The 25,789-nt window shown below is 46.4% G+C and carries 20 protein-coding genes and 1 pseudogene; 12 read left to right on the forward strand and 9 right to left on the reverse strand.

The features are described 5' to 3' along the window. Positions 1-6: 6 nt before the first annotated feature. The 4 genes from ACFQ45_RS14870 (at position 7) to ACFQ45_RS14885 (ending at position 4,867) form a co-directional block, all read left to right on the forward strand. The gene (locus ACFQ45_RS14870) at positions 7-243 is read left to right on the forward strand and encodes a hypothetical protein (protein WP_377369079.1); all 237 of its coding nucleotides are present in this window, start codon (positions 7-9) and stop codon (positions 241-243) included. Positions 244-638: 395 nt separating this feature from the next. Further along, positions 639-2,216 (forward strand): BCCT family transporter, encoded by a 1,578-nt coding sequence (locus tag ACFQ45_RS14875; RefSeq protein ID WP_377369081.1) that lies wholly within the window; start codon positions 639-641, stop codon positions 2,214-2,216. Between the two features lie 249 nt (positions 2,217-2,465). Next, the gene (locus tag ACFQ45_RS14880) at positions 2,466-2,945 is read left to right on the forward strand and encodes a DUF3015 domain-containing protein (RefSeq protein ID WP_377369083.1); all 480 of its coding nucleotides are present in this window, start codon (positions 2,466-2,468) and stop codon (positions 2,943-2,945) included. A 62-nt stretch (positions 2,946-3,007) separates the two neighbouring features. Then, a complete protein-coding gene (locus ACFQ45_RS14885) occupies positions 3,008-4,867 on the forward strand; it encodes an Lnb N-terminal periplasmic domain-containing protein (protein ID WP_377369085.1) in 1,860 nt (619 codons plus the stop codon). Between the two features lie 74 nt (positions 4,868-4,941). Here ACFQ45_RS14885 and ACFQ45_RS14890 read toward each other — a convergent pair whose 3' ends face one another. Beyond that, positions 4,942-6,213: an aromatic ring-hydroxylating oxygenase subunit alpha gene (locus ACFQ45_RS14890; RefSeq protein WP_377369087.1), complete on the reverse strand. Its 1,272-nt coding sequence runs from the start codon at positions 6,211-6,213 to the stop codon at positions 4,942-4,944. Between the two features lie 314 nt (positions 6,214-6,527). On the opposite strand from ACFQ45_RS14890, the gene ACFQ45_RS14895 reads away from it, so the two are divergent. From ACFQ45_RS14895 to gbdR, 4 genes are all read left to right on the forward strand, one after another. Continuing rightward, a complete protein-coding gene (locus tag ACFQ45_RS14895) occupies positions 6,528-7,655 on the forward strand; it encodes an FAD-binding oxidoreductase (protein ID WP_377369090.1) in 1,128 nt (375 codons plus the stop codon). A 27-nt stretch (positions 7,656-7,682) separates the two neighbouring features. Then, a complete protein-coding gene (locus ACFQ45_RS14900; protein WP_377369092.1) occupies positions 7,683-9,572 on the forward strand; it encodes a DUF294 nucleotidyltransferase-like domain-containing protein in 1,890 nt (629 codons plus the stop codon). Positions 9,573-9,575: 3 nt separating this feature from the next. Further along, entirely contained in the window at positions 9,576-10,286 is a 711-nt protein-coding gene (locus ACFQ45_RS14905; RefSeq protein WP_377369094.1) for a 3'-5' exonuclease, read from the forward strand. Positions 10,287-10,663: 377 nt separating this feature from the next. Beyond that, positions 10,664-11,767, forward strand: coding sequence for a choline metabolism transcriptional regulator GbdR (gene gbdR, locus ACFQ45_RS14910; protein WP_377369096.1), 1,104 nt, complete (start codon positions 10,664-10,666; stop codon positions 11,765-11,767). A gap of 120 nt (positions 11,768-11,887) precedes the next feature. On the opposite strand, the gene ACFQ45_RS14915 is transcribed toward gbdR, so the two are convergent. From ACFQ45_RS14915 to ACFQ45_RS14940, 6 genes and pseudogenes are all read right to left on the reverse strand, one after another. Next, entirely contained in the window at positions 11,888-14,107 is a 2,220-nt protein-coding gene (locus ACFQ45_RS14915) for an NADP-dependent isocitrate dehydrogenase (RefSeq protein WP_377369098.1), read from the reverse strand. A gap of 282 nt (positions 14,108-14,389) precedes the next feature. After that, the gene (gene hflD, locus ACFQ45_RS14920) at positions 14,390-15,019 is read right to left on the reverse strand and encodes a high frequency lysogenization protein HflD (protein ID WP_377369100.1); all 630 of its coding nucleotides are present in this window, start codon (positions 15,017-15,019) and stop codon (positions 14,390-14,392) included. A 14-nt stretch (positions 15,020-15,033) separates the two neighbouring features. After that, entirely contained in the window at positions 15,034-16,143 is a 1,110-nt protein-coding gene (gene mnmA / locus ACFQ45_RS14925; protein WP_377369102.1) for a tRNA 2-thiouridine(34) synthase MnmA, read from the reverse strand. A 94-nt stretch (positions 16,144-16,237) separates the two neighbouring features. Beyond that, on the reverse strand, positions 16,238-16,618 hold the full coding sequence (locus tag ACFQ45_RS14930; RefSeq protein WP_377369104.1) for an NUDIX domain-containing protein: 381 nt from the start codon (positions 16,616-16,618) through the stop codon (positions 16,238-16,240). 97 nt (positions 16,619-16,715) lie between these two features. Beyond that, positions 16,716-17,255: pseudogene (locus ACFQ45_RS14935) on the reverse strand (pseudouridine synthase); the annotation flags it as partial. Between the two features lie 95 nt (positions 17,256-17,350). After that, positions 17,351-17,593, reverse strand: a complete 243-nt coding sequence (locus ACFQ45_RS14940; protein ID WP_377369106.1) for a cold shock domain-containing protein — start codon at positions 17,591-17,593, stop codon at positions 17,351-17,353. A gap of 277 nt (positions 17,594-17,870) precedes the next feature. Here ACFQ45_RS14940 and clpS point away from each other — a divergent pair, with 277 nt between their 5' ends. Together clpS and clpA are read left to right on the forward strand one after the other, a co-directional pair. Then, a complete protein-coding gene (gene clpS, locus ACFQ45_RS14945; protein WP_377369108.1) occupies positions 17,871-18,218 on the forward strand; it encodes an ATP-dependent Clp protease adapter ClpS in 348 nt (115 codons plus the stop codon). A gap of 20 nt (positions 18,219-18,238) precedes the next feature. After that, positions 18,239-20,503 carry an ATP-dependent Clp protease ATP-binding subunit ClpA gene (clpA, locus tag ACFQ45_RS14950; protein WP_377369110.1) on the forward strand — a complete coding sequence of 755 codons (2,265 nt, stop codon included), beginning with the start codon at positions 18,239-18,241 and terminating at the stop codon, positions 20,501-20,503. A gap of 81 nt (positions 20,504-20,584) precedes the next feature. On the opposite strand, the gene infA is transcribed toward clpA, so the two are convergent. Next, positions 20,585-20,803, reverse strand: coding sequence for a translation initiation factor IF-1 (gene infA / locus ACFQ45_RS14955; protein WP_055461515.1), 219 nt, complete (start codon positions 20,801-20,803; stop codon positions 20,585-20,587). Positions 20,804-20,926: 123 nt separating this feature from the next. Beyond that, on the reverse strand, positions 20,927-21,673 hold the full coding sequence (aat, locus tag ACFQ45_RS14960; RefSeq protein WP_377369113.1) for a leucyl/phenylalanyl-tRNA--protein transferase: 747 nt from the start codon (positions 21,671-21,673) through the stop codon (positions 20,927-20,929). Positions 21,674-22,151: 478 nt separating this feature from the next. Between aat and ACFQ45_RS14965 the strand changes: the two genes are divergently transcribed. Both ACFQ45_RS14965 and ACFQ45_RS14970 read left to right on the forward strand, forming a co-directional pair. Beyond that, positions 22,152-22,976: a hypothetical protein gene (locus ACFQ45_RS14965; protein WP_377369115.1), complete on the forward strand. Its 825-nt coding sequence runs from the start codon at positions 22,152-22,154 to the stop codon at positions 22,974-22,976. A gap of 104 nt (positions 22,977-23,080) precedes the next feature. Further along, positions 23,081-25,771, forward strand: a complete 2,691-nt coding sequence (locus ACFQ45_RS14970; protein ID WP_377369117.1) for a DNA translocase FtsK — start codon at positions 23,081-23,083, stop codon at positions 25,769-25,771. The last annotated feature ends 18 nt before the right edge of the window (positions 25,772-25,789 follow it).

A 25,789-nucleotide genomic window follows, 5' to 3' on the forward strand; every position in this document is an offset into this window, starting at 1 on the left:
CGATTTATGATGATCGTTGATTTGATAGACGAAGTAGATTTCAAAGAAAAACTGGTAGGGATTGGTGCACCCATATCCGCCCAAGAGCCTTTGGACGATGCAAAAAACAAAGTGCTAACATGGCTAGGTGATCATCCTGACCAGAAAGCGTCTTTGGTGACAGCCATGGACGAGCTTGAAAATACAGGGGCGACGATCTTGCCCGAAGTATTGACGGTAATGAAAGCGTTGAGAGACGCCTGAGCCATTTTTCAGAGCGATGTCAGCTTCGGCTATTTAAAAGCGTGTTAATCGGATTAACACGCTTTTTTTGTGCTTTATGAATGCTAATTCACTTTCTTTGGTCTTCTTGCTAAAGGTTGTTTTTTCGAGATTTTTAGCCATTAGTTTGACCTCAAATAAACTTGGTCGTCAACGGATAGTTAGCCTCTAAATTGTTGTCGTTTTGAGTCATATCTTGAACAGGTAGTCAGCGTACTATTCAGCTGAGGGTGTGCAAAATTTACCCTCTGCCATAGTAAGTGAGGTCTGCTTTCTATGCGCCCCAATGTAGCAAATCAAACAAAGCAAGTAAGGTAGCCAACTCTCACAAAAGGAACGCTGGCTGCCTATATTTGCACTACGAGGTGGAGTTAAAGATGGATCCTAAAGTTCAAAAACGCCCTAAATCGTCGGACTATACGTCTGACTATAAGGCAGGGCAGGACAACGTTCAGATTCTAGGTATGGACGTAAACAACCCAGTGTTTACAACCAGCGCTGTGGCGATCATTGCGTTTATCGCGTTTGCATTGATTTTCCCTGCGGAAGCGAAGGAGTGGTTGAATGGTGCCAAAGGATGGGCGATTGGCTCATTTGACTGGTTGTTCATGATTGGCGGAAATATTTTCGTTTTATTCTGTTTAGCACTGATCTTTTTACCGGTTGGTAAAGTGCGTTTGGGTGGTGAAAGTGAGCGCCCTGAGTTCAGCACACTCTCTTGGTTCTCTATGTTGTTCGCAGCAGGTATGGGGATTGGCTTGATGTTCTGGAGTGTGGCAGAGCCTGTGGCTTATTTCACGGATTGGTGGGGTACTCCTCTAAACGTTCCTGCGAACACACCAGAAGCAATGGATGCTGCAATGGGCGCGACCATGTTCCATTGGGGCTTACACCCTTGGGCGATTTATGGCGTTGTGGCATTAGCACTGGCGTTTTTCTCTTTTAACAAAGGTCTACCTTTGACAATCCGTTCGGCTTTCTACCCATTATTAGGGGAGCGCTGCTGGGGACCTATTGGTCACGTGATTGATATTGTTGCGGTGATTGCGACAATCTTTGGTTTAGCAACTTCTCTTGGTCTTGGGGCAACGCAGGCTGCAGGCGGCTTGAATTTCCTGTTCGGTATTGAAAACAGCATTTCTACTCAAATTGGCATCATCATAGTCGTGACCTGTATCGCAGTGTTGTCTGTTATGCGTGGTCTGGATGGCGGTGTTAAAGTCTTAAGTAACATCAATATGATCATGGCTGGGATTTTGGTCTTGTTTGTGATCATTTTTGGTTCCATTACTGGCTTCTTCGGCCATGTTTTCAACACAACGGTATCCTATGTTGAGTACATCATCCCGTTAAGTAACTGGGTAGGACGTGATGACAATAAGTTCTACGAAGGTTGGACGGTATTCTACTGGGCTTGGTGGGTAAGCTGGTCACCATTCGTGGGTATGTTTATCGCTCGTGTGTCTAAAGGGCGTACGGTTCGTGAATTTATGATTGCTGTTTTGCTCGTACCGACCTTGGTTTCCATCATTTGGATGTCTGCATTCGGTGGTCAAGCATTAGATCAAGTGCAAGGTGGAGTAGGTGCTTTAGCAGGCGGCCTTGGGGATGTGTCTAGTGCCATGTTCCAAATGCTTGAAAACCTACCATTAGCAATGTTGACGTCTATCGTTGCTATTATGTTGGTATTGGTATTCTTCATTACCTCATCTGACTCTGGTTCTTTGGTGATCGATTCTATTACTGCTGGTGGTAAAGTGGAAACACCTGTGCCTCAGCGCATTTTCTGGGCTGCTATGGTGGGGCTCATCGCAGGCGTTCTTCTGTTTGGTGGCGGTGCTGATGCATTGAGCTCCCTGCAGGCGGGTGCTGTCACCACAGGTTTGCCTTTCACTGTTATTTTGTTACTGATGTGTATCAGTATTTACAAAGGTCTACGGTCTGAGTTACGGTAAACGTTATCGTTGTATTGGTTGATTAATCAGCCTTCAGTAAACCGCCGAAGTTTAGCTTCGGCGGTTTTTTTATGGCTAATTGATTGATCTTTAAACAGATTTTTTCATTTGAATTTATGACGTTTTTTGTCATTTTTTATTGCATGAAAAAATGCTCGCCCTATACTTTAAGGGCACACTTGGTAATCTCTAATGGAGAAGCCTGGATGCTGACAATTTAAATCAAGAATGGAATTTAAGGACTTAATGATGAAAAAGATTCTACTATCGGCAATGCTTGCTACAGCTTCTGTATCGTCTTTCGCGGCATACGGCCCAGCGGGTTGTGGTTTGGGTACAGCAGTTGTATTCCAAGATGCTAACGAGTGGCACGAGCATGTATTAGCGGCAACCACAAACGGTACTTCTGGTAACCAAACTTTTGGTATGACATCAGGTACTCTAGGTTGTGACATTCCTGACGCTCCTCTAGCGGGCGGTGTTGCTATGTTTATCGATGGAAACCTAGAGCCATTGGCAGTTGATTCTGCAAAAGGCGAAGGCGAAACTTTGAATGCTTTGGCTGATTTGATCGGTGTTGAAGCCGCTGATAAAGCCACTTTTAACCAAGAAATGCAGGCAAACTTTGATGAGATCTTTGCGTCTGCTGACGTGACGTCTCAAACTGCTTACGAAGACATCGTAACAGTGATGGAGAAATCTCCTTCTTTGTCTAAATACCTAGGCTAATACTGACTAGCCTTATGTAAAAAAGAGCGGCTTGTCCGCTCTTTTTGTTTATATGGATGTTTATGCGCAGTTTTGTTTATCGAATCGGCCTGTTATGCAGTGTCCTTCCCGTCTCTCTTTACGGGGCAACTTATTCTCCGTCTATTTCTGATCTAGCGAACAAACCTCAATGGCTCAGCTTGTTACATTACAATCAAGTGGGCGTTATTAAGCAGGACGGTAGCCAGATTGAAGACCCTAGTTTTTTCTTGTCGCCAATGGGGCAAACCTCAGCCGAAGCGGAGTTAAATGCAACCTTAGAGGCTCTGTCGGAACCAGTTTCCACTGTCTTAGATCCCAATCAGCATGCCCAATGTCGTTTTCCAGCTCGGCAGTCCTTTATTGAACATGCTTTACCTGAATTGGCTCTACCTGAGGTGGTCTGTCCTGACTTTGATGAGTGGCGAGGCCAACTTGATGCTGAAAAGGTCGTATTGGTGTTTCCAGCTGCCTATTTAAATAGCCCATCTTCTATGTATGGGCATACCCTGTTTCGAATAAAAAAAGCCGGTAATGACACCCCTTTATTGGACTACGCGGTGAATTATGCGGCCAATACGGACCCTACTGATAATCAGTTGGTGTTCAGCTATAAAGGGCTTACTGGTGGTTACCCTGGGGTGGTGTCTGTGATGCCATTTTACGAGAAGGTCAAGGAGTATAATTTCCTTGAGAACCGCGATATCTGGGAATATGAGTTGTCGTTACCCCCTGCAGAGGTGGACATGTTTGTGCGTCATGTGTGGGAAATGAAGGGCACGTCCATGCCATATTATTTCTTCTCACAAAATTGCTCGTATCAATTGTTAACCATGCTGGATGCCGCCAGTCCTCGCTTGCAACTGGCGGAACAATTTTCAATATGGGCTATCCCTGCAGATACGGTACGTGAGATCAAGCGCCAAGGTTTGATAGAAGAAGCCACTTACCGTCCTTCCACTTTGAATAAAATTGAAAACATGCTTGATCAGGTCTCCGAGGAGCAGATTGAGGTGTCGAAGAGACTGGTGGAAGACGTGACCCTTGACCCTAGTTTATTGGTAGGGTTCAGTGAAAAAGAGCAGTTACAGATTCTTGATGTGGCCTATGAGTACAGTCGCTATTTGTCTGCTCGAAAGAAGTCTTCATTAGCCCATTTAGGACGACGTTCTATTCAGTTGTTGTCTATGAGAAGTAAGCTGCCCAGTCAGCCTGTTTTTGAACCTGTTGTTGCGCCAGCTGTACGGGACGATCAAGGGCATGCTACAGCCCGCCTGAGTGTCGGTTTGGATCATCGAGATGGAACGAATTATGGGGTATTGGAGTATCGTCCGTCCTATCACGATGTGCTGGATCCTCAAGGGGGCTATTTAAGAGGTGCTGAGCTCTCTATGTTTAGTGGTGCTTTGCGTTGGAGCCAAGAGAGAGAGGTGGAAGTGGATTACTTCAACCTGGTTAATATTCATTCTATGGCACCAACGAATGCTCTTATGACACCTAAATCCTGGCATGTGAATGCAAGCTTTTTGCGAGACATTACCATGGGGGATGAGTTGGTGTTCCGCCTTCAAGGGGGCGCTGGTGTTACTTGGCCAATGGGACAATCCTTGCTGGGTGCCTTTTGGAACGGTAGTGCGTCAGTGGATGATGTGTATGACAAGGGGTATCAATTTGAGACAGGGCCTGGGGTTAAATGGCTATGGACTGGCGAAAAGACTAATTTCATGGCGCGGTATCAGTACTGGTGGGATGTGGATCAGCACAATAGCACCCAACAAGAAGCTGAGTTAGCCGTGGCGAATGAGTTTGCCCGTGATTGGCAGTGGCGTTTGAGTGTCGGTCATGTCCGTACTGAAGAGGATGATTGGGAGCTTGGGAAGGTGTCGCTATTACACTTTTTCTAGTTCTTACAAGATGTCTTCGGGTAAAAAAAAGCCAGCACAAGGTGCTGGCTTTTGGCTTTCATAGGGGAGCAAGACTACTTGCTTAGGTTTTTCTTGATGGTTTCAGAGTACCACTCAAGGAAATTCATAACGCCGAACTCATAGGTTTCAGAGTATGGACCCGGCTGATAACCGATAGAATTGATCCCTAATTGGTTTTGTTCGCCCAAAATACGGTCTTGGTCGTTAGTGGCGTCCCATACTTGGCGCAGGCGCTCAGGATCGTAATCAACCCCTTCTACTGCATCTTTATGGACGAACCATTTTGTTGTGACCATGGATTCTTGTGCGGAAATCGGTAGTACGCGGAACACAATGAAGTGGTCAGACTGCATATGGTTCCAAGAGTTAGGTAGGTGCAAAATACGCATGGAGCCAAGCTCAGGGTTTTGGATGTTCCCCATTAGCTTTTTACAACCTTCACCACCATCAATGGTCATTACCTTGACGCCTTTTTTCAATGGCATACGTACGATACGGTTGCGACGGCCTGGACCGTAGCTTTTGTGCTCGTGAGGGATGCCTTCCGCATCCCACTTTGCAGCTTGAGCGGCGTAGTGGTCTAGGAAGTCTTGTGGTGCCCGTGGGTCGTTAGTGTCGTCCCATTCTAACAGGGTGTTAAGCAGCTCAGGGTGGCTGCCCGCACAGTGGTAACACTCACGGTTGTTTTCCAGTACTAGCTTCCAGTTAGCACGCTCGTACATATTGGATTCAGCAGCCAGCTTAGTGTTTTCAACGTCGTAAGGTGCCATGTATTCATCAAGAGTTGCTAGGAACTCATCAAAGTCACCCTGTGGTGCTTCTTCTGCAAGGGAGACAAAAATAAAGCCCCCAGCATTTTTACAATGAGCTTTCTTCAAACCATGTTTTTGCTTCTCAAACGAGTCACCCATCTCGGTGCCAGCAAACAGCAAGTTGCCTTTTAGGTCGTATGTCCACTGGTGGTAAGGACACACCAGGTTAGCAACCTTGCCACGATGCTCAGTACAGATGCGTGAGCCACGGTGACGGCAAGTATTATGGAACGCGTTCACAGAACCGTCTGCATCACGAATGATCAAAACAGGGTTTTGGCCGATTTCAACCGTGATGTAATCACCGCGTTTCGGGATTTCACTGGTCATGCCGACGAACAGCCATTCTTTCTGGAAGATTTCTTCCATGTCTACGCGGAACATGTGTGGGTCGTTATAAAGCGGCGCGTCCAACGAGTAGTTAGCAGGGCGTGCTTCAAGCATTTTATACATGTCTGTGCGAGCTTCTGTGATGGTCGCATAGCGCATATTTAGCAGATCATTTTGGTTCATTTGGTGATCCTTACGTAACAAAGGCCGAGTTGATGTTGCTTCTCTCGTCGGAGCAAACAGCGTTTGATGGGATTTACCCACATCAAGATTCGTTATAGTAATGACGCTATGCTCTCCCAAGTTGCTCTTGGTGGAATGACTAAACACGACATCATCAAGTCATAAATCGACTAGTTGCTCTGCCTAAGGGCTGTACAGGGATAGGGATGGTCGCCATGAGCAACTAAATGTCGTAAACGGTTAACTGAAAACTCAAAACTAGAACGACAATGGCTCGAAAGGTGAAACGTCAACGCCATAAAGAGAGAACGAATATGACTAACCCTACTCCAGCCAACACCACGGCTGATTACTTCGCTCCGGTCAACACCCAAACATGGGTAAACGGTCGTCACAATGTTCGCTGTGTACGAGTTATCCAAGAGTCTTGGGACGTTAATACGTTCTGCTTTATGGCGCAGCAACCGGTGATGTTCTTCTTCAAGCCCGGTCAGTTTGTGACCCTAGAGCTTGAAATTAATGGTCAGCAGGTGATGCGTTCTTACACCATCTCGAGTTCTCCTTCTGTGCCGTACAGTTTTTCTATCACTGTGAAACGTGTTCCAGGTGGTTTGGTGTCCAATTGGTTGCATGACAACATGGACGTAGGCGTGGAGTTGGCGGTGCACGGCCCCGTAGGTAATTTCAACTGTATTGATTACCCTGCTGACAAGGTCTTGTTACTTTCTGGCGGTGTTGGGATTACACCTTTGATGTCTATGACACGTTGGTGGTTTGACACCAGTGCGGATGTGGACATTGCTTTTGTTCACAGTGCTCGTTCTCCCCGTGATTTGATTTACCCTCGTGAACTGGACCATATGGCGTCACGGGTTAATAACCTAAGTATTCATACTATCGTTGAGCACATGCACAACGGTCTAGCGTGGCATGGTTACCGAGGCTTTCTTGATGAAGCCAAGCTGATGATGATGGCGCCAGACTTTATGGAGCGTGAGATCTTCTGTTGTGGGCCTGCTCCATATATGAAGGCCGTCAAGGCGCTTCTGAAAGCTAGAGGCTTTGATATGAGTCGCTACCATGAAGAATCCTTCGGTGCGACGCCAGATGCTGTCGTAGAAGATGCGTTGGAAATGGCAGAAGTTGCTCAAGCAGAAGCGGAAGCGATTAGCACTGAAGACCTGATGCGCGTCGAATTTGCCAACTATGGTCGTAGTATCCAAGTGGCTCCAGGGGAGACCCTTCATAATGCCGCCGCTAAACTTGACCTGCATATTCCGAAAGCTTGTGGTATGGGGATTTGTGGTACTTGTAAGGTGCTTGTTAAAGAAGGCGAAACCACTATGGAGCATAACGGTGGTATTACTGAGGAAGATGTAGAAGCGGGTTACGTTTTGTCTTGTTGTACCGTTGCAAATTCTGATGTGGTTATCGAATACTAATTATTATCCTCACTAAGGGGCGCCCAGATGGAAGCTGAACAACTAGAAATTGCTGAGTTTCTTGGGCGCTTTCCTCCTTTCTCTTTTTTATCTGAGAAGACCTGCCAAAAAGTCGCTTGCGCAATCGAAATAGCCTATTTTCGAGAAAACAGTGACATCTTTCAATTTGGTGATGAAATCCATGACTTATGCGTAGTACGCAGTGGCGCGGTGGAAATCTATCGACGTAATGGCAATTTATACAATCGCCTAAGTGAAGGGGATGTGTTTGGGCAGTTAGGCTTGCTCATGTCTAATCGTGTACGTTTGCCAGCACGAGCAATGGAAGACTCCTTAATATATTTTGTACCAGAAGATGTATTCACAGAGCTGTGTGAGGAGTACGAGGAATTTGCTTACTATGTGGAGGTAGACGACCATCGTAAACTCAATAAGGTGGTTGATGAGCATCGGGGAAGCGATATGCTTTCCAGTGAAAAAGTGTCTTCTCTTATTGCTCGTCCGCTGGTGACAATTTCTACCGATGCCACCATTCGGCATGCGGCCATGCATATGACAGAGGAGGGCGTTTCTTCTTTGTTGATTGTAGACGAAGAAGCGCCCATAGAAGATGAAGGTCAAACCAGATTGAAACTGGTGGGGATTTTAACGGATCGAGATCTGCGAACTCGGGTTGTGTCTGAAGGGATAGATTTAAATCTTCCTGTGACTGAAGTAATGACTAAGTCCCCTAAGACTATTGATAAAGACACCTTTATTTTCGAAGCTATGTTGTTGATGTTGCGTTGTAATTTGCACCATCTGCCAGTGATGGACCATGGCGAGCCGAAAGGGGTGATCGCGATCTCCGATATCGTTCGCTACGAGTCGAAAAACAGCTTATACATCGTCAGTTTAATCCACCGCCAGCAAAATCAGGCTGAGCTGGCGCAAGTGGCGAAAGATGTGCCGGACTGCTTTGTCCGTATGGTACGCCAAGAGTCCAGTGCTCATATGATTGGCAGTGCGATGTCAGTGATTGGGCGTAGCTTCAAACAGCGCTTGCTAGAGTTGGCGGAGGAGGCGTTAGGGCCGCCGCCAGTACCGTATTGCTTCCTAGCGTTAGGGTCTATGGCTAGGGATGAACAACTGCTGATCACGGATCAAGATAATGCTTTGATCTTGTCAGATGAATTCATTTCGCATCAGCATAGCGCTTATTTCGAAGCCTTGGCGGCTTTTGTAAGTGATGGGTTAGACCAATGCGGATATCCCTACTGTACAGGGCGCATCATGGCGACCAATCCTCGCTGGCGTAAAACCCTTTCTGAATGGCGTGATTGTTTTGCAGACTGGATTGATGTGCCAAATCCAGATGCATTATTAAACAGCTCGATTTTCTTCGATTTGGAAGGCGTCTGGGGACGAACAGAGTGGGCGGATGAGCTGAATGAATTCGTGGTCCAGCGCGCGAAGAGCAGCTCTAAGTTTCTCGCTAGCTTGGCTCGTAATGCCTTACTTAGAACTCCGCCCCTGGGATTTTTCAAAGAGTTTGTAATGGAGCAAGACGGTGAGCACCGGCGAACAATCAATCTCAAGCGTCGAGGCACGGCACCGTTAGCTGACTTGATTCGCGTACACGCGTTGGCGGTGGGCTCCACCGCACGTAACTCCTTTGAACGATTAGATGACATTATTGAAGCCAATATCTTGCCTGATAAGCGCGGTATCGAGCTTAAGTATGCCTTGGAATACCTTGCTATGGTGCGTATTCAACATCAGGTTGAAGACATTGAGGAGGGCCAGGCACCGGACAACAATATTGAGCCGGACACCCTCACTGATCATGAACGTCGTAATCTCAAAGAAGCCTTTAATGTGTTAAGCAATAGTCAGCGCTTTCTTAAATATCGCTACCCATTTGGTAAGGTATCTTGAGTGATGGGGGCAAAGAAAGAGGATTTCGACTGGCATGCTTACATGGCAAGGAGAGCTCAGGATCATAACCGTCCAAGCCTCGAAAGCTTCTATCACTCACAACAATTCCCTCCTGATTTAGTCGTCGATCAAGCGGATTTTGTCGCCCTTGATTTCGAAACAACAGGACTGAATGCAAAGGAGGATGAAATTATCAGTATTGGACTGGTGCCATTCACCATGAATCGGATAAAAGTGGCCCAAGCTGGCCACTGGTTAATCCGGCCTAATCAGTCCCTTAATGATGAGTCCGTAGTGATTCATGGTATCACCCACTCAGAAGTATCAAATGCCCCAGATTTTTTAGATGTCATAGATGAGGTGTTGACTCATTTAGAGGGGAAAATAGTGGTGGTGCATTTTCGATATATTGAGCGGGAGTTTCTTTACGAATCTATCCAGTCTCGACTCAATACAGAGTTATTGTTTCCTGTCATCGACACCATGGCCATTGAAGCCATACGACATCGAAGTGGTTGGCGTTCTTTTGCCAAGCGTGTGCTAGGACAACCTCAGCCTTCTATTCGGCTAGCTGATAGCCGTCTGCGCTATGGTTTGCCCCGTTATCATTTGCACAGTGCAGTGACGGATGCCATTGCGACCGCTGAATTGTTTCAGGCTCAAATCCGACATCTTTATCATGGTGATACTCGAGTCTCTGCGCTCTGGTTGTAGTGAGTATTTTTGGGGCGTTTGTGGTTGTTTTTGGTGCATTTTTCGAGAAAATTAGAACAAATTCGCCTGTTTATCTGTGTTTGGTGGTATTTTTGAGTGTTTTTTATACAGACTAGGGTGTAAGTTGGCAAAATACTCTTTGTCGTTTTTGGCTGTTTTTTGTTTATTTTGAGTCGCTAATGGGATGTTTTTGCTCTGCACGTAAACTATCATACAGGTCTCTTTTCGAACAAATGATCTTCGGTTTGAGTGGTTCCCATTACAAGGCCAGTGTCTGAATGAATCAGCGTTGGTTAACTATAATAAAAAGTGTGGGTAATACGCTTTTGGCCTAGAAATTGCCTCAGCGTAAGTATCACAAATGAGAGGGTTTTCACATGGTTTCCACATCCCCTGCCATGACTCCCAGCGGTAAAAAGACCACCCGCGTGGGCTTCTTACTTTTAGATAATTTTACCATGATTGCCTTGGCATCAGCCCTCGAGCCCTTGCGTATGGCAAACCAGCTCTATGCAGAAGAGCTGTATACTTGGCATATGATCACTGAGACCGGTGAGGCGGCCGTTGCCAGTGATGGACTAAGCATTGCGGCGGATTGCTCCATGAGCGATTGCCCCGATTTGGATATGGTGATTGTTGCGGGTGGTTTAGATATAACCCGTGCGTACACCAACAAGCAGATGAGCTGGCTACAACAGCGTGCTCGCAAGGGTAATGTATTAGGCGGCATTTGTACGGGAGCATTCGTTTTAGCTCATGCTGGGCTGTTAGACGGTTATAACTGCAGTGTTCACTGGGAATGTATGACTGCGTTACAAGAAAGCTACCCGAAAGTACGATGTAACAACCGTTTGTTCTCTATGGATGAAGGGCGATTTACTGCTACGGGCGGTAGCGCTCCCTTAGATATGTTCCTGACTATTATCGCTCGCGACCATGGGGCGAAATTGTCCAGTGCTGTATCAGATATGTTTATTTGTGATCGTATTCGCAGTGAGTCAGACCAGCAGCGAGTGCCATTGCGCCAGTTAAACAAAGGCGGTTGTAAGCCTAAACTGGTGGATGTGATCGAACTTATGGAAAACAATCTTGAAGAGCCCATTGATTTGGATGAGCTAGCAATCTTTGTGGATGTTTCTCGACGTCAATTAGAGCGCATGTTCCATAAATATTTGGATTGCTCCCCATCACGCTACTATCTGAGATTGCGTCTTGACCGAGCACGTCAGTTGTTGAAGCAGTCGAGTATGTCGATTGTAGAGATCTCTGCCGCGTGTGGCTTTATCTCAACGCCTCACTTTAGTCGTTGTTATCGTAAGCATTTAGGCGTGTCTCCTAGGGATGAGCGTAAAGTGGCTTGGATGGGTAATCTCACGCCTATTGAGGATGGAACGAGCAGTGTTATGTATATGCCGCATTCTGCCCGAGCTTTGAATAATGCTTGCTCAGAGCCAAGTTATGGGTCTATTGTGGCGTCTTAGGATTTAACCAAACATTCTATTTTGCAAGCAAATAAAAAGGAGCTCATTGAGCTCCTTTTTTATGCTTAATTTTCTAGCTTGAAGAGTTAGCCGATGACGTATCATCGGCTGTCTCGTTGCTTACAGGGATTCTAGTGCTGCATTCAGTGTTGCACTTGGGCGCATCACTTTGAATACTTCTTCAAGATCCATGTGGTAGTAGCCTTTCAGTTCAGCAGGTTTGCCCTGAACTGCTGCAAGCTCTTCAACAATCTTAGCTTCGTTGTCTGTCAGTGTTTTCGCTAATGGCGCGAATTTCGCTGCCAACGCTGCATCGTCAGACTGTGCTGCCAATTCTTGTGCCCAGTACATTGCTAGGTAGAAGTGGCTGCCACGGTTATCGATGTCACCGATTTTACGAGAAGGAGACTTGTTGTTTTCAAGCAATTTGCCAGTCGCTTTGTCCAGTGCTTGTGCTAGGACTTTTGCTTTTGCATTGCCTTGTTTAATGCCAAGCTCTTCGAAAGAGACTGCCGTCGCTAGGAATTCGCCTAGGGAATCCCAACGTAGGTAGTTTTCTTCTTGTAGCTGCTGGACGTGCTTAGGCGCAGAACCACCTGCACCTGTTTCGTACATGCCGCCACCGTTCAACATTGGCACGATAGATAGCATTTTCGCAGATGTGCCTAGTTCCATGATTGGGAACAAGTCTGTTAGGTAGTCACGTAGCACGTTACCTGTAACAGAGATGGTGTCTTCGCCACGGATGATACGTTCCATTGAGAAACGGATCGCTTCGTTGTAAGACATTAGGCGGATATCTAGGCCTTCAAGATCGTGATCTTTTAGGTAAAGTTCTACTTTCTTACGTAGCTCATTATCGTGGGCACGTTCTTCGTCTAACCAGAATACGGCTGGCGTGTCAGAGTTGCGTGCACGAGTCACACCCAGTTTTACCCAATCTTTGATTGCTGCGTCTTTGGTTTGACACGCACGCCAAATATCGCCTTTTTCAACGTCGTGTTGCATCAAGACGTTGCCTGCAGCGTCAACTACACGCATTACGCCGTTTGCTGCCGCTTCAAAAGTCTTGTCATGGGAGCCGTATTCTTCGGCTTTCTGAGCCATCAAACCAACGTTTGGAACCGTACCCATTGTGGTTGGGTCGAACGCGCCGTTTGTTTTACAGAAGTTGATCACTTCTTGGTAAATACGTGCGTAAGTAGATTCAGGCATGACAGCTTTTGTGTCTTTAGTCTTGCCGTCACGTCCCCACATTTTGCCAGAGTTACGGATCATTGCAGGCATAGAAGCGTCAACGATTACGTCAGATGGCACGTGTAGGTTAGTGATACCACGTACAGAATCAACCATGGCGATTTCAGGACGGTGCTCGTAGCAATCGTGGATTGCTTGTAGAATTTCGTCTTGCTGAGATTGTGGAAGTGTCTTGATCTTGTCGTAAACACTGCCTAGACCGTTGTTAGGGTTAACACCGATCTCTTTGAATAGGTCACCGAATTTGTCCCACACTTCTTTGTAGAAAACGGTCACAGCGTGGCCGAATACGATTGGGTGAGAGACTTTCATCATGGTCGCTTTAACGTGAAGAGACCACATGATGCCAGCGTCTTTGGCTTCTTGAAGAGATGCTTCAAAGAATGCACGCAGTTTGCTAGCACTCATGTTCATGCTGTCTAGCACTTCGCCTTCTAGCAAAGGTAGAGTTTTCTTCACTTCTACGTTGCCAGCTTGGTCAACGAATTCAATGCGAACGTCTTGTGCCTTGTCCATGGTTACAGACTGCTCAGAAGAGAAGAAGTCCCCATCGCGCATGTAGTCTGCGTGAGTTTGAGAAGTCTTTTTCCACTCGCCCATAGAATGTGGGTGCTTGCGAGCGAAAGCTTTAACTGCTGCAGGCGCGCGGCGGTCAGAGTTACCTTGACGAAGAACAGGGTTAACCGCACTGCCTAGTAATTTAGCGTAGCGTGCTTGTACTTCTTTTTCTTCGTCGGATTTTGGTGCTTCAGGGTAGCTAGGGATGTCGTAGCCTTGTCCTTGTAGCTCTTTGATTGCTGCATTTAACTGCGGAATAGAAGCAGAAATGTTTGGCAGCTTGATGAAGTTTGCTGTTGGTTCAGCTGTCAATTCACCTAGGAACGCTAAACCGTCTTCAACGCGCTGATCTTCAGGAAGACGATCAGAGAACGCAGCAAGAATACGACCTGCTAACGAAATGTCGGTCAGTTTAAGTTCAATGTCGGCTTCTTTGGCAAAAGAGCTGAAAATTGGCAGTAGTGAAGCAGTTGCTAAAGCGGGTGCTTCATCTGTCAACGTGTAGTAAATCGTTTGTTTTGACATGTAATTCCCCTAACGTTCTGGCTAGATAGCCTTTTGGTAGAAGGTGACTTTTGGCCGCCATTCTTAATGTAATCAAATCATTTGATCGGAATTTTGGCCAATATAGTACTCTAAATCAGCTGCTTAGATACATCGACCGTAAATATACTCAAGATTGATATGAATGATTGTCTACAAAAAAGTAGAAAGAATCTGTTCAAACGGCAAGCATCTGGGGGGAATCAGGCAAAGAAAAGCCGAGCAGTGTGCTCGGCTTTGTCAGTCATCAGAACCTAGTTTTCATTAGAAGCGTGCTTCTAACTGTTTCATCAAAGCTTTACGTTTGAAGATCAGGTGCCAGCGACGGCCACCCAGTTGACGCCAAAGCATGGCTGCGCGAACGCCTGCCATCAGTAGCGCTCGGACTTGGTTGGCTGTCTGAGGCTGTTGTAAGAAGCGGCTGTCCCCATGCACTTGGATGCGAAATGACATCTTACTTAAGGTCTCTTGGTACATACCTGAGATACCTGCAATGAGATTTTCATGCATCACTGAGTCATAGTGCTCTAGTTGGCGCTCCACTTGGCCTAGATGTTGGCCTATGGCGCTCAACATGGCATCGTCTTTTTGCAGTTTGGATTCGAGGTGAATCAAACTCAATGCATAGCGAATGGTATCTGGGTTCACCGCGTTACGGTCTTTGCCCATGACTTGCTTGGCGATACGACGACCCATTGCCAGATTGCTCTGACAATCAAACTTTCCGCCATACACGTCTTCGGTGGTGGGGGCGTTGACCATCAATATGCTTTTTAGCAATGGCTCTGCATAATCTTTGTCCAGCTCGCCTTTGCGTGCTAGTTGTCCTACTAACTCAGCTGCTTGGAAAATCGCCGCAAGCGCAATGGCCTGTTCTCTTTCATCGTGTTGCATGGGGTCTCCAAGGCTTATTTGTTAAAGGCAACGTTTATGATGCCGCCACCAAGACATAGTTCATCCACATAGAAGACGACAGATTGTCCAGGTGTAATGGCACGTTGTGGCTCTTTAAAGCTTACCTCTACCCGACCGTCTGCAAGCTCACTGATGGTACATTCTTGGTCTGGTTGGCGGTAGCGGCACTTAGCCATGCAGGTGAGTGGCATGCTTGGCTTTTCTCTAGCCACCCAATCAAAGTTGTCTGCTATCAAGTGGGTTTTGTATAGGGACTCGTGTTGCCCACCTTGTGTGACCACTAACACATTGCGTTGTAGGTCTTTTTCAACCACGTACCAAGGTTCATCTGGGTAATTAGATAAACCGCCAATGCCAAGGCCTTGGCGTTGTCCTATGGTGTGATACATCAAGCCGTGGTGTTTACCAATAATGTCCCCTTCCAGCGTCTCGATGTTGCCTGGCTGTGCGGGTAGGTACTGCTCTAAGAAATCTTTAAAACGGCGTTCGCCGATAAAACAAATACCCGTGCTGTCTTTTTTGTTGTGGGTGACAAGGTCATGCTCTTCGGCAAGACGTCGTACTTCAGGCTTTTCTAGTTCTCCTACTGGGAAGAAGGTGCGCCCAATTTCATGTTTGCCCACGGCATACAAGAAATAGCTTTGGTCTTTGTTGTTATCTAGGCCTTTAAGCAATACAGGTTCGCCGTCCTGTTCACCACGACGAACATAGTGGCCTGTGGCAATGTAGTCGGCACCCAGCTCTAATGCATATTCCAAAAAGGCTTTAAACTTAATTTCTTTGTTGCAAAGGATGTCAGGATTTGGCGTTCGACCAGCTTTGTATTCCGCTAGAAAATGCTCAAATACGTTGTCCCAGTATTCTGCTGCAAAGTTGGCGGTATGAAGATGGATGCCGAGCTTTTCACATACGGCTTGGGCGTCGGCCAAGTCTTCTTTTGCGGTGCAGTATTCGGTGCCGTCGTCTTCGTCCCAGTTCTTCATGAACAGGCCTTCCACTTGGTAGCCTTGTTGCTGTAACAATAGGGCGGATACAGAGGAGTCGACGCCGCCGGACATGCCGACGATCACTTTAATAGATGCGTTTTGGTTATCTTTACTCATTTAAATTCTCTAATAGTTGGAACGGGGTAAAGGCCCGTCATTAGAAGGTGGGTGGTATTGTATCGGAACTGTTCAATCAGGTCTGCAAGTAACCTTATATGTGCGTATTTTCTATCAATTCAAGAGGGGCGTATTGGCCTTTCTCGAAGTCTTGGATGCATTGCAAAATTAACGGGCTACGCTGGGGAAGTGCGCTAATCTCATCTTTAGTGAGCCACAGTGATTCTATGATATCTGGATCCAGAGCTAGGCTCTTTTGCTCGACTGGGTCACATATAAAACACACTCGATGATAGGTGTCTGCTCCGTCAAAGGGGGTAAAGGCATAGAGACCTAAGATGGCTTTTGGTAACACTTGCCATCCAGATTCTTCTAGGGCCTCACGGATCACCGCCTGCTGCAGAGTTTCACCGTTTTCCACGTGGCCGGCTGGTTGATTCAGCACGATTTTTCCGTCCTGGTACTCTTTGATCATGAGGTACTTTCCTTGGTCCTCGATGAGTGCTGCGACGGTTAGGTGAGGCAGTTTTTCGCGCTTTTTTTCGTTCAAAATCTTGTACCTGCTGTAAAAGTGAATCGGTAATCTGGCTTTCCTGTGTTTCTCCGGGTGCAAGGCCTTCAATTGAATAAGGGCCGATGGCAGCCCGGATCAAGCGTAGTGTTGGGAAGCCAACTTTCGCTGTCATACGTCTGACTTGGCGATTCTTGCCTTCGGTAATCTGTAATTGGATCCAGCTAGTGGGGATATTTGCCCGTTCTCGTATGGGGGGAGTGCGTGGCCAGATATCGGGGGCGTCAATGGCTTGGCATTGGGCCGGTTTGGTAATGCCATCTTTTAATTCAACGCCACGGCATAGAGCATCAATGGCTTCCTGTGTGATCGCGCCTTCCACTTGTGCCCAGTAGGTTTTCGGCATCTTAAAGGCGGGGGAGGCAATCAAGTGCTGTAAAGCGCCGTTATCCGTTAACAGCAATAGGCCTTCAGAGTCATAATCAAGACGGCCAGCCGCATAAACGCCCGGTTGGGAGATATAGTTCGAGAGGGTGTCTTTGTCGTCGTCGGTGGTAAATTGGCTTAACACTTGAAAAGGTTTGTTGAGTAACAGCAGCATATACAGGATCAATTAGGTGAAAGGGTAGGCACAACAAAGCACCTTTGATACCTGAGTGTATCAAAGGTGGGAGTTGAGCGGCAGAGCAGAGATCGTTACGCTGTTTGAGTAATGCGTTCTTCTGCAACTGTCTCTGACACAGGCGTAATGTCCGTTGCATGCAAACCACGTTTGCCGGGCGTTACGTCAAATGTCACCGTTTGTCCTGCTTTAAGGGTTTTGTATCCTTCCACATTGATGGCAGAGTAGTGGATGAACAAATCTTCATCAAAACTGTCTGACACTATAAAGCCGTATCCCTTTGCGTTATTAAACCACTTAACGGATCCACGATGCATGAGTCACTCCTTCTATACTCTCTGGGCTCGATGAGTCGAACCGCAAATTAAGTGCTACGGAAAAATCGGTTCAATATACCTAGCCAAAGTCGTGGTAATATTCCCATTGTGTCTGCAATGACGACTTAGGGTTTAAATGTGCAACTTTTGACCATACAGTTGAGAGTAGAACTCTATTGGTGATTTGTAAAATTCTTATTGTTTTCGTCTTTTTGGTGTGAAAACCGATTGTGAAAGCAGTCTTTAACGTGAATATTTGTAGTTCTTAGAGGTCGAGATGTTTGCATCCAAGCAAATTAGTCTAAATTTAGAAGACGACGATCAAGGTCATTCCTCTGTTGCCATTGCGCCTGAGGATACGGAGTTGAAACCACCCTCCATGTACCAGGTGGTTCTTTTTAATGACGATTACACGCCAATGGATTTTGTCGTGTTTGTTCTTCAACGCTTTTTCAACATGGACGCAGAGAAGGCCCAGCATGTAATGATGGAAGTGCATACCAAAGGAAAAGGTGTCTGTGGCATTTATCCTTACGGTATTGCCGAAACCAAAGTAGCTATGGTGCAGCAGTTTTGTGAGCAAAACGAGCACCCCCTAATGTGCGACTTGCAACAAGTCGACTGATTTTTTGAGAGGGATAAGCGATGCTAGATAAAGAACTAGAGCAAACCTTAAACAGCGCTTTTAAAGCCGCCCGCGACAAGCGTCATGAGTTTATGACGGTTGAGCATCTACTGTTGGCTTTAATTGATAACGTTGCTGCCGCGAAAGTACTTGAAGCGTGTGGCGTCACCTTAGACGTTCTTAGTAAAGAGCTGGAAGAGTTCGTAAACAGTACTACACCCCTTATTCCCCAAGATGATGAAGAGCGTGAAGTTCAGCCGACGTTAGGCTTTCAGCGCGTGCTTCAGCGTGCTGTGTTCCATGTCCAATCATCTGGCAAGCGCGAAGTCACTGGTGCCAATGTACTCGTGGCTATTTTTAGTGAGCAGGAAAGCCAAGCGGTGTATTTGCTTCGTCGTCATAATGTGGCCCGAATTGATGTGGTGAATTTTGTTGCCCACGGTATTTCCAAATTGGGTGATGCTTCTTCTCAAGAGGACTCCATCGAGCAAGAAGACGAAGATGGTGAAGATACAGCGAAAGCACCATTGCAGAAATACGCCACTAACTTGAATGAAGAGGCGAGAGAGGGGCGTATTGATCGCTTGATCGGTCGTCAATATGAAGTGGAGCGTGTGGTTCAGACCCTGTCTCGTCGCCGTAAAAATAATCCGCTTTTAGTGGGTGAATCTGGTGTTGGTAAAACTGCCATAGCGGAAGGCTTAGCCCGCCGAATTGTGGACGGTGAAGTGCCAGATGTTATCGCTGATGGTGTGGTGTACTCCCTCGATCTTGGCGCATTGCTAGCGGGAACCAAGTACCGTGGTGATTTCGAGAAACGCTTGAAACATTTGTTAGGTGAATTAAAAAAACAACCAAACGCGATCTTATTTATTGATGAAATTCACACCATTATTGGTGCCGGCGCTGCCTCTGGCGGTGTGATGGATGCTTCTAATCTGCTGAAGCCAGCGTTGAGTTCAGGTCAGTTGCGTTGTATTGGTTCAACCACCTTCCAAGAATTCCGTGGGGTGTTTGAAAAAGACCATGCATTAGCTCGTCGTTTTCAAAAGATCGATGTTAATGAGCCCAGTGTTGATGATACCTATGAAATTCTTAAAGGCATCATTGGCTCTTTTGAAGAGCATCACAAGATCAAGTATGACGATGCCGCTTTAAAAGCTGCTTCAGAGCTGGCCCAGCGTTATGTGCCGGATCGCCATATGCCTGATAAAGCGATAGATGTGGTAGATGAGGCGGGGGCTTATCAGCGTCTTCAGCCAGAAGAGTCCCGTAAGGAAGTGATTACGGTTGAGGATATCGAAGAGATTGTCTCTAAGATCGCTCGAGTACCTGTTAAATCGGCAAGTACGGATGATAAACAAGTGTTAGCCAACCTCGAGCGCAACTTGAAAATGGTGGTATTTGGTCAAGATCAAGCGATTGAATCTTTATCCGATGCCATTAAGCTCTCTAGGGCCGGTCTAAAAGCCGATCAGAAGCCCATAGGCTCTTTCTTAATGGCTGGCCCTACCGGTGTAGGTAAAACAGAGGTAACTCGTCAGCTGGCCAAGATCCTTGGCTTAGAATTGATTCGCTTCGATATGTCTGAGTACATGGAGCGCCATGCGGTGTCTCGTTTAATCGGTGCGCCACCAGGATACGTGGGCTTTGACCAAGGGGGCTTGTTAACAGAAGCTGTGACCAAGAATCCTCACAGTGTTGTCTTACTGGATGAAATCGAAAAAGCTCATCCAGAAGTCTTCAACTTGCTGCTGCAAGTGATGGACCACGGTACCTTGACAGACAACAACGGCCGAAAAGCGGACTTCCGTAACGTTATCTTGGTTATGACATCTAATGCAGGGGCAGAGGTGTTAGCGAAGCGCTCTATTGGTTTCTCTATGCAGGATCATTCTACAGACGGTATGGAGGTTATTAACAAGACCTTTACACCAGAGTTCCGAAATCGCTTAGATGCTGTGATCCAATTCAAACAATTGGATGAGCAGGTGATCTTCAATGTTGTCGATAAGTTCCTAGTGGAGCTGCAGGCTCAGCTTGACGCCAAAGGTGTCATGATTGAAGTGTCTGATACTGCGAGAGGCTGGTTGGCTAACAAAGGCTATGACCGCCAAATGGGCGCACGTCCAATGGCTCGTGTGATTCAGGAGCATCTGAAGAAGCCATTGGCGAACATGATTCTATTTGGAGACCTGGTAGAAGGCGGTGTGGTGAATGTCTCGTTGGATGAAAACAAAGACGAGTTGGCCTTTTCTGTGAAGAAAGAAGCTATTAATTGCTAAGTTAATGGCTTACGCCCCATAAACGCAAAAGCCGCGTCAGCAATGCTGATGCGGCTTTTTTGTGCTTGCGTACTGGCTGAATTAGCGTGAACGATACACAATGCGACCTTTAGACAAATCGTAAGGCGTTAGCTCTACTTTTACTTTGTCACCGGTTAGAATTCGAATGTAATTTTTGCGCATTTTACCAGAGATGTGTGCTGTCACAACGTGACCGTTCTCTAGTTCTACACGGAACATAGTGTTAGGTAACGTATCAACGATCGTACCTTCCATTTCAATGCTATCTTCTTTTGCCACAATCAGTGTCCTGTCTTAATTAAGGTGAAGCATTTTCTCGCTGTCTGGGATTGTAGTTGGCGAGATTGCTAAAATTTCGGCCGTATTCTGCCCAAATAGTGCTTAAAAAGCAAATAATGCACGCTAAATCACGATTTTAATTGGTGCTTCATGTTGTGCTAAAGCAATTAATTTCTGGTTTTTAGTGGGCTCTGGAATGAGCTGTTTTAAATCCGCTACGAAACATTCCTTAGTGCGCATTTGTGCGCCAAGGGAAAGGATGTGGTCAGATTCAACCTGACAGTCTATTTGTTCAATGCCTAAGCTCTCACAAAGTGCACAGAACTGCATGAGGGCCACCTTTGAGCCATTTTCTTTCAATGAAAACATCGATTCACCAAAGAAGAATTTCCCCATGGCAATGCCATAAAATCCCCCAGCAAGCTCCCCGTCACAAAACACTTCTATGGAAAAACCATACTCTAACTTATTGAGCCCAGAGTAGGCTTGAATGATGTCTTCAGTGATCCAGGTGCCTTCTTTTTGTGCGCGAAGCTCGCTGCAGAGTTGTATTGTGCGCTGGAAGTTTGCATTGATCTGGTAGCTCCAAGCGTTTTTCCGTAGGGCTTTTTTTAGTGATCGACTGCAATGGAACTCGCTGGGAATCAAAGTGCATCGCTCTAACGGGTGCCACCAAAGTATCGGGTCCGCTTCGCTAAACCATGGAAAAAAGCCCCGCTGATAAAGATGGATAAGACGCTCGGGCTTAAGGTCGCCCCCAATTGCTGATAAACCCTCAGGGTCTGTTAATGCCCGAAAAGGATCCGGAGTGTCGTAGATGGATTCCGTAAGCAGTACTAATTCAGGTTCGAGATGCTTTGTTTTGTCCATTATTTGCATAATTGATTGATTTGGGTAATGATCTTCGTCATTGGGTTATCCATAGTTTATACGCTATTGGTCTAGGTTTTGAACTTGATTTACACGATCTCCATAGAAAAATAATTGAGTTGATTTAAAAGTGACCGTTTTTGTCCTTTTAGATAGTGCTTTCATGCTTTTCTTGTGATCTATGTATAAATCAAATGATAAAAATGCAAAAAAAACCGAAAAAAAGTGTTTGTAGTGCTTGACCAGTAAAGGAAAACTTGGTTTTAATCAGGTTAGTTCAGAGCGACGAGTAAAAAACTATTCGGATAACGTTTTGCGAACTAAATTTTTTTTCAGTGTTTTGACAATGTCACAAAACTGAAATTGAAGGGTTTTAGTATATCTGAGTCGTTGATTTTTCAGCGTTTTTGATGAGGTACTTGAGTCTTTCAAAAAAAGGTCTTGAGACCGAACATATAATATTAAAGGGGAATCTTGAATGAAAGCGATTAAACTTGCTTCAGTTTTTGCAGTATCTGCTGTTGCGGCTGCTGTTTCTACAACTACTTTCGCAGCTGAGCCAGTTTTCACTGGTAGCGCTGGCCTAGAATACAAAGCAACTGATGCTGACGGTGGCGATGCTGCAGGTTCTAACGGTGAAGTAAACATCATCGGTGATACTGGTCTAGTTTACTTTGACCTAGACATGGACACTGGCAACGGCAACTTCGTACTTGACGAAGCTTTTGTTAAGCAAGGCGCTGTATCTTTCGGTGACTTCGACGGCTCTCTAGCTGATGGCGCTGCATACTCTGCTGGTGTTCGTGAAGATAACGACGGCGCTAAGAAAACACTAGGTACTGATCTAGGTATTCGTTACTCTGTAATGCCTGGTCTAACTGTTGCAGCTGAAATGGCTGAAGGTTCTTCACAGTCTTCTGTAGCTGCTAGTTACTCTCAAGATCTAGGTGTGGCTACTCTTGGTCTATCTGGTGCGTTCGGTTTCGGTACTGATGCTGATAACCAAATCATGACTGCTGGTGTGTCTGTTCCTGCTGGCATGGCGACAGTTACTGGATTCTACCAAACTGGTAAAGCATCTGATGCTGATGTTACTTCTTACGGCCTAGGTCTTGATCTAGCATTGACTGAAGCGGTTTCTGCTGCAGCTCAATACTACGTAGATGATGAAGCAGACAAAGGCGGCGTTACTGAAGGTTCTCTATACTACACAGCTGGCGACATCGTATACTACGTTTCTTACGTGGACTACGAAAACGACACTTCTGATTACTCTGTAATCGGTGCTGAAGCTTCTTTCTAAGATTTCCCTATCTTAGTGAAAGCGAAAGCCAGCCCTTTGGGCTGGCTTTTTTTATGGTAAGCTATCAGCCTTAATTTTAAACCCGATACATTGGAAGGTGGCTTTTGACACAAGTAAGGAGTGAGTCGGTACGATCACCCATTTGGGGAACCTTTGCAAAACAGGCTGCGTTTATTACCGCGATTCTGTTTTTTCTTTTTTTTGCATTCGCAACCTATACCTATCATCCAGAAGATGCTGGTTGGTTTTACTCAGGGAGTAATGCTGTTACTCAGAACTCTATGGGCCCTATTGGCGCTGCATTGAGTGATGTGTTGTCGGCTTTTTTTGGCAGCTTATTTTATTCTCTGCCTGTGCTATTCATCGTAGTGACTTACATTCTTTGGCGTAATCCCCATCACCTTATTCCCCTCAACAATGCGATCCTTTGCTGTGTTGGTAGCATTTTATATCTGAGCTTTGGGTCGGCTTTATGCTTTTTACATACGGTTGGTGCTGCGGGTTTGCAGTTTGGCGCCGGAGGTATATTGGGGCAAAGCCTCGGAAAGGTTTTGTATCATTGGCTAGGTTATGATGGCGCCACCTTGGTGAGTTTGGCCTTGACTATTTTAGCATTCACCTTGATGGCGCAAATTCATTGGTCATTAGTGTTGGAATTTGTTGGGGAAAAGGCAGCTAATGCTTATGAATCCATCAGGGGCTATTTTGCCAATCGTTCTGCTAAACCCTCTCAGGAGTTGGAGTCGGTTGAAGATCTAGACGATGAATTTGATGAGCCTGCTATCTTCCGTAAAAAGTCTTTTTTAAGGAAAAAAGAAGCGGCCCCTAATACTTCTAATGACTCAGAAGAGGTTAGTGAAGCTCCTGAGGCTAAGCCATCGAAATGGTTGGGTTGGGTTGGCAAACTGCGTCAGTCAAACAATGGCAAGGCTGAAACGGAAAGCTCTGATTCAATCAGGGAGCATATCGATCCGAATTTCGATAGCTTTGATGACATCAAGATTGATGACGATAATGTTGCCTTCACGGATACTCTCTACATAGAAGAGGAGAGTGGGGATGACTCCCGTTACTCTGCGCCGCCGAAAAAGCCTGCCCCGCCAGCCCAAAGCGAGACGACAACGCTTGAGGATTCGATTGATACCCATGAGCCTGTTACCCCTGCAATGGATGTTGCGACTGAGCCAGCGGTGCAGCCACCAGCTCAACCAAGTAAAATTCCATCCCACAAGCCTGCGGTGAAGACTCTGTCTGAAGCGCGACAGTTAGAGGGACTGGGTGGACCATCTTCTGAGGTAGAGCGATCTGAAGCCGCTTACACCTTGCCAGATCGAAGTGTTTTAACGCAGCCAAAGCCTAAAAAAGGCGGTTACTCCGAGGAGGAGCTGTTGAGTCTTTCGGAGCTGCTTGAACAGCGTTTGTTAGACTTTGGTGTCAAAGCAGAAGTCGTTGAGGTGAACCCCGGCCCAGTCATTACTCGCTTTGAGATTCAGCCTGCCCCAGGTGTGAAGGTCTCTCGAATTACGAACTTGGCAAAAGATTTGGCTCGCTCATTGAGTGTCATGAGTGTGCGTGTAGTGGAAGTGATTGCTGGGAAATCAACCATTGGTATCGAAATCCCGAATCAAATTCGAGACACAGTGTACTTCTCTGAAGTGATTAATGTGGACATGTATGACAACGCCACTTCGCCACTGACGTTGTCTCTGGGGCATGACATCTCCGGGGAGCCTGTGGTGGTTGATCTGGCGAAGATGCCCCATGTATTGGTAGCAGGTACCACGGGTTCAGGTAAGTCGGTGGGTGTGAATGCCATGATTTTGAGTATGCTACTCAAGTCGACCCCAGACGAAGTGCGTATGATCATGGTTGACCCTAAGATGTTAGAGCTCTCTATTTACGAGGGAATTCCGCACCTGTTAACCCCCGTTATTACAGACATGAAAGACGCGGCCAATGGTTTGCGCTGGTCAGTGGATGAGATGGAGCGTCGCTACAAATTAATGTCTAAGCTTGGGGTACGGAATATTGCCGGCTACAACAAGAAAGTCAGGGAGGCGATTGCGGCAGGTGCTCCGATAGAGGACCCTCTTTGGCAGCCTGAGATGGCCATGTTTTCAGAAGACGGTGTAGCCCGGACCGTGCCTCATTTAGAGCCACTTCCGTACATTGTTATCATCGTCGATGAGTTTGCTGACATGATGATGATTGTCGGCAAGAAAGTCGAAGAGCTGATTGCTCGAATCGCACAAAAAGCTCGTGCGGCAGGGATTCACCTTGTCTTAGCCACCCAGCGTCCTTCTGTGGATGTTATTACTGGCTTGATAAAAGCCAATATACCGACTCGTATGGCGTTTCAAGTGTCTTCTAAAATCGATTCTAGGACGATTTTGGACCAAGGTGGTGCGGATCAGCTACTTGGGCAAGGTGACATGTTGTACTTACCTGCTGGCTTACCAACGCCTATACGGGTGCATGGTGCTTTTGTATCCGATGAAGAAGTGCATGCGGTGGTAGAAGAATGGAAAGCCAGAGGTGAACCTGAATACATAAACGATGTGGTGACCAGTCAAGAAGATATGGATACTGGCGGGAGTAGCGAGGACCAAGACCCTCTCTACGATGAGGCTGTAAAGATTGTTACGGAAACCCGTAAGGCGTCTATTTCGTCTATTCAGCGTCGTTTAAAAATTGGTTATAACCGAGCGGCAAACCTCGTTGAGGCCATGGAGTCAGCAGGCTTAGTGGGGCCAATGGGAACGAATGGTCAGCGTGACGTTCTGATTCCTGAATAAACGCAATTGTTTTGGAGT

The sequence above is a fragment of the Rhodanobacter aciditrophus genome, from assembly GCF_042679525.1.
GTDB classification, from domain to species: domain Bacteria; phylum Pseudomonadota; class Gammaproteobacteria; order Pseudomonadales; family Marinomonadaceae; genus Marinomonas; species Marinomonas aciditrophus.